The sequence below is a fragment of the Escherichia albertii NBRC 107761 = DSM 17582 genome, assembly GCF_000759775.1.
GTDB lineage: Bacteria > Pseudomonadota > Gammaproteobacteria > Enterobacterales > Enterobacteriaceae > Escherichia > Escherichia albertii.
Map to the genome: position 1 here is coordinate 1 of NZ_BBMY01000195.1, position 4,420 is coordinate 4,420.

Below are 4,420 nucleotides of genomic sequence, written 5' to 3' on the forward strand. Positions count from 1 at the left end.
CTCTTTTAATGCTTGCTGATGTTTCAGCGGGATTAGAATAGAGTATCCCTGATGATTTTAGTTGTGATGTCGGAAACATAGATAAATTACATTTTCAGAAACCGGAACACTAATAATGTATGGTATCTATTGTCTGCTTATTTATTGTTCATAACGAAGATCACAATCCATTTTGGGGATTTGTAAATCCAATGAATCTTAACAGCCAGTAAAACTATGTTGTCAACAAGAGAAAAGAGAAAAAATGACTTCTCTCACTAAAAGCACCATGGTTACGGATGGTAAAGGTTGAACAAACTGAGGCACACAAAGCTTTGCACTGGATTGCAAGGCTTTGTACTCTCCTGTGGATGTGTGTCTACATGTTTGAAGATTGTTGTGCCGTATTTGTGACATACACATGGCAACATCATGCATCAACTTTCTGTTTGTGCCATCAACTATAGCTTAGTGAATGCGGTTAATGCTTGCTAAAACAGATAGTTATGATTGGTGCTACAGATTCGTAATGCGAAGGTCGTAGGTTCGACTCCTATTATCGGCACCATTTCAAACTCTTCCCTGGTCTACTTAAGTCGATTAAACCCGCGTATACTGCGCTTCATAGCCCGTTTCTTATCTTCCGTTATCAACCTAAATCAAGTACCCGTTGGGAACATTCTGTGTTCGGTTTAGGGAGATGCCCCCAATGAAGCGAAGAAAAAAATGGCTGACGGGGAGATTGGAATATAATCCGGCACTCGATCTCACCAGTGCCATGCAATGGTATGAATCAACTCACTATCCTTTTCTTACAGTTGATGAACTTGTACGGCAAGCAAGAATCGAGTGGAGAAGGTAGTGTTATCCCGGAAATCACTGTCAAAAAGTCAACCAGTCAACTGACAAAGAATTGGGAGAGTAATCGCTCTGAGGGTTTTACCCTGTATGAACTCAACATCCCTAACGGTAACTATGCCTATAACGTGGGATATCTGGATAAGGAAGGTAAGGTTAGCGGGAGCATTGGGATTTATAAAGATGGCAAGTGGGTTTCAAGTCTGGAGTGCAGCAATGTGTGGGAACGTTATCTTGGCGATCCTGCGTTGATGAAAGATATTCCTGATGTAAATAATGATGCTACTGTTTGTTGGATAATAATTCAAGAACTCTAATATAATAAGAATGTTTTTTTGTTTTTATTGTGTCCATTACGTCACTATAAAATGATTTTTTTTGGTGGGGTTAATGTGTTGTGTGAGTTTTTAAATGTTTCTGCTGTAGAATCTACACCAATACAATTAGTCACAGTGAGGGATTTATTGTGTATATGCGGGAGGGAGGAGGGAGAGGCTATTTTCATTATTTTCTTTGATAAGCCAGGTTAAACATATCAGGAAGAACATGTTCAGCGTGGGAGTATGTTCTTCCGTGATTACAGGTGTACTGTTAAATGCTTATAATATACACATATTGATTCTATTATCTACCTGGTATATTACAGCTTCATATCTGGATGAAGTGCACCATTTAATACCGGCGGTGGAGGTGCTGGTCTGTTGGGAGCAGGAGGAATATATTCAGCCATAGTCCGGCCTGGTTTAGCGCCATGCTCTGCTGGATGTTGTCTCAGGTGCGGCCCCATATTTGGTTGATATGCACCATTTAATACCGGCGGTGGAGGTGCCGGTCTGTTGGGAGCAGGGGGAATATATTCAGTCATAGTCCGGTCTGGTTTAATACCATGTTCGGCAAGATGTTGTAGCAGCCGCTGAGCTACATCTGGAAGACCGGAGGGGAAAGAGCTTTGTTCCGTAACAGTCCGGTGGGATGATGCTGGACGAGGAGCTCCTGATGCCGGATAAGGATTTTTTGCGGTAAAAAGAGTTGTTGCACTGACAGAATTGTTGCCTAGTGAAAAAGGTGAGCTCGTTTTTACCGGATTGACGGTGGCTTTATGTCGTGGTACCGAAAGATGAATGCTTTGGGCGGTGGTTGTTATGCCGCGAGGAATACCAGAAAAAAAAGAAATAATGCCCTTAATCATGCCGATAACCTTATAAGTATTTAATAAGCTATTTTAGTTTACCTGCCGGTATGAGTTCCACTTCGTCGGGAACATAAATTGGTATGTTGCGATATTCATTTATTAAAATCAATGTTTCTGAATAGATATGATTTGGCTGGGGGCGGTGGTGGGTTTTTTCTTTTTTATCAGGAAATGCACTTGTTTTGTATTATAATGTTTTTTATTGATTAAAGGCATTATAATTGATGTGATATCCCCTCCCGCCACCTATATGAATAAATTTTTGATTTGGTAACTGTGTAGTGATAATAAAAACGACTTGTTAATTTATTATCATGTGTTAAAAAATAATATTATTTGGTTGTTTTGTTTTTTGCTACAGTTTGCTTCTTATAAGTTATGAATGAAGGGAAAGCTTCCCCTCACTCATAACGGTTATGTTCTTATCTGGTAAGAGGCTTGAGAATTTATTTTTTATTTCGGGCAGAGAACAGGGCAACCATCCCTTCTGTTTTTATGTTAATTGTATTGAAATGATCCGAGAGGATTTTAGCTAAACTTTCTTCAGAGTCAAGTGTGTTAGAAAAGATCCCTTTTTTGTTATATAGCTGCATTAATTTACGACCGAACATATTATGTTGAACTCCTTTTCCTAGAATCGTAGCGCCAAATAAAATACCACCATCAGTTAGCGCCTCGGCGGCATTTTTAATCACTGGGCTTTTCTGTTCCATTACGCCTGGTAGGCAATGCAGCAGATAAAACATGGATATGGAATCATACTGTTTATGCAGCACATCTGGAAAAGATTGAAAAACATCATGTTGAATTTTTTTCGTGATTCGCTGACTACCTGCTCGTCTGGAGGCTGCATTAAGACTGGCTTCATTTAAGTCCAGGAGAGAAATACTGTACTCCTTCGGAATCACAGGAAGATAAAACCCTGTACCAACACCAATATCAAGATGTTTTTGTCTTACATGTTGCATGTAGTGCGGAAGTAGGTGTTTGCTGGTTTCACATCGCCATGCGAAACGGTTAGAAACGCTTAACACCCACCAGTCGTATATTTTCAATGTTACGGGATTATATACTTTTGCGCTATCAGAAATATTGTTTTTCATAAGGTTTATTAATGATAATTAAATTTCACTGTTATAAGGCAGTTATGGATGCCTACAGGATTGGTGCAACCAAACTCGACGGATAAGATGTTACTACAATCAAAAGGTACTTACTAAGATCATTTGATTTACGCACGTAACAATGGTTCCACTTAATCGTATTTACGCATTAATGTTGTTTTATATCTTAGAGAGTGAACCCAACGGGGGAGATTTCTGTTTAGGGAATGTGTATGTTTGGGAGGATATATCAACATTTAATCGTATCTTGGTAGCTATCACCATAAAATATATTTTTTTGATGATATTATCGTTAATTAATAATTTAATTGTGTTGATATAGTGATTGTTTGAATTAGAATTTAATTCTTATAATTCGTAATGCGAAGACTGTAGGTTTTGCTCCTTGTATCACTTTAAAATCAATACGTTACCTCGAAGTTAAGTAAGTTACGTTCTCTTCTTGTGTCGTATTTGGGCTATTGCGACTTATAATGGCGTTGATTTTGTTCGTGCGCCAGGTGAGATGTTCGGCTGCGAGGGGCGCATGCTGATGAAGCATTTCGATGGACTCTTTGTCTTATTCATTTTTGTCCGGCCACATCTCACACAGATTTGTGGCCCCTGAATTTTAATTCCCGGCTGGTTTTAGATGAAGACGAGCTAAGGATTCATCTTCTGCCCAGTAAATACGCTCCGCAACCATCGCTTCTGGATTGAGCTGTACGCCACGCAGTACGCGTTCTTTGAAACGAAGATAGCCACCTTTATCAATAAGATGTCCCATATGGAGATAAATGGGCTTGCCATTTAACATCTCTTTTTCAAATTCAAACAGGTTAATAATTACCTGCCTAATGACATCTTCAGTAACCCAGTTAAGAAACAGCTTACCAATTCGTGGGGTTTTTTTACTGGTTCTCCCGCCCAGACGAATCTGCCAGAATTTTTCTGGTTTACGTTGCCAGGCCAGAGTCGGGCAGGCCAGAACGCATTCACCACAACCGATACAGGCAGATTCTTCTTTTGTAGCTTTGCCGTTCTTTAATGACAGACAACCTACTGCGTGATGAGCACAGGCTTTCACGCAGGCGCCACATCCAATGCAGCGTTCCGCAGTAAAACGAATTTTTGCTACGCCAATAATGCCAAAGTCTGACATTGATGCCTTGGCACAATCATTCGGGCATCCGACAATAACTGTTTTCAGATGATAAGGACTGGGATAAATCAGTTTTTCCAGTCGTTGGGATAAACCTGTGGTATCCGTGTTAGCTTTCTGGCAGAT

The 4,420-nt window shown here is 39.9% G+C and carries 4 protein-coding genes; 1 reads left to right on the top strand and 3 read right to left on the bottom strand.

Annotation, left to right across the window (positions count from 1 at the left end):
- Positions 1 to 767: 767 nt before the first annotated feature.
- Positions 768 to 1,154 (top strand): hypothetical protein, encoded by a 387-nt coding sequence (locus tag EA14781_RS25090; RefSeq protein ID WP_001072849.1) that lies wholly within the window; start codon positions 768 to 770, stop codon positions 1,152 to 1,154.
- 323 nt (positions 1,155 to 1,477) lie between these two features.
- Here EA14781_RS25090 and EA14781_RS23990 read toward each other — a convergent pair whose 3' ends face one another.
- The 3 genes from EA14781_RS23990 to asrC form a co-directional block, all read right to left on the bottom strand.
- Positions 1,478 to 2,026 carry an EspF repeat-containing protein gene (locus EA14781_RS23990; protein WP_071585921.1) on the bottom strand — a complete coding sequence of 183 codons (549 nt, stop codon included), beginning with the start codon at positions 2,024 to 2,026 and terminating at the stop codon, positions 1,478 to 1,480.
- A 449-nt stretch (positions 2,027 to 2,475) separates the two neighbouring features.
- Complete coding sequence (locus tag EA14781_RS21825; RefSeq protein ID WP_000794397.1) at positions 2,476 to 3,132, bottom strand: class I SAM-dependent methyltransferase; 657 nt, start codon at positions 3,130 to 3,132, stop codon at positions 2,476 to 2,478.
- A gap of 631 nt (positions 3,133 to 3,763) precedes the next feature.
- A partial coding sequence (asrC, locus tag EA14781_RS21830; RefSeq protein ID WP_042336282.1) for a sulfite reductase subunit C occupies positions 3,764 to 4,420 on the bottom strand: 657 nt, incomplete at its 5' end.

What these genes read in the sequence shown, in the direction of transcription:
- EA14781_RS25090 (WP_001072849.1), top strand. Translation starts at nt 768, where the DNA reads ATGAATCAACTCACTATCCTTTTCTTACAGTTGATGAACTTGTACGGC.
- EA14781_RS23990 (WP_071585921.1), bottom strand. Translation starts at nt 2,026, where the DNA reads ATGATTAAGGGCATTATTTCTTTTTTTTCTGGTATTCCTCGCGGCATA.
- EA14781_RS21825 (WP_000794397.1), bottom strand. Translation starts at nt 3,132, where the DNA reads ATGAAAAACAATATTTCTGATAGCGCAAAAGTATATAATCCCGTAACA.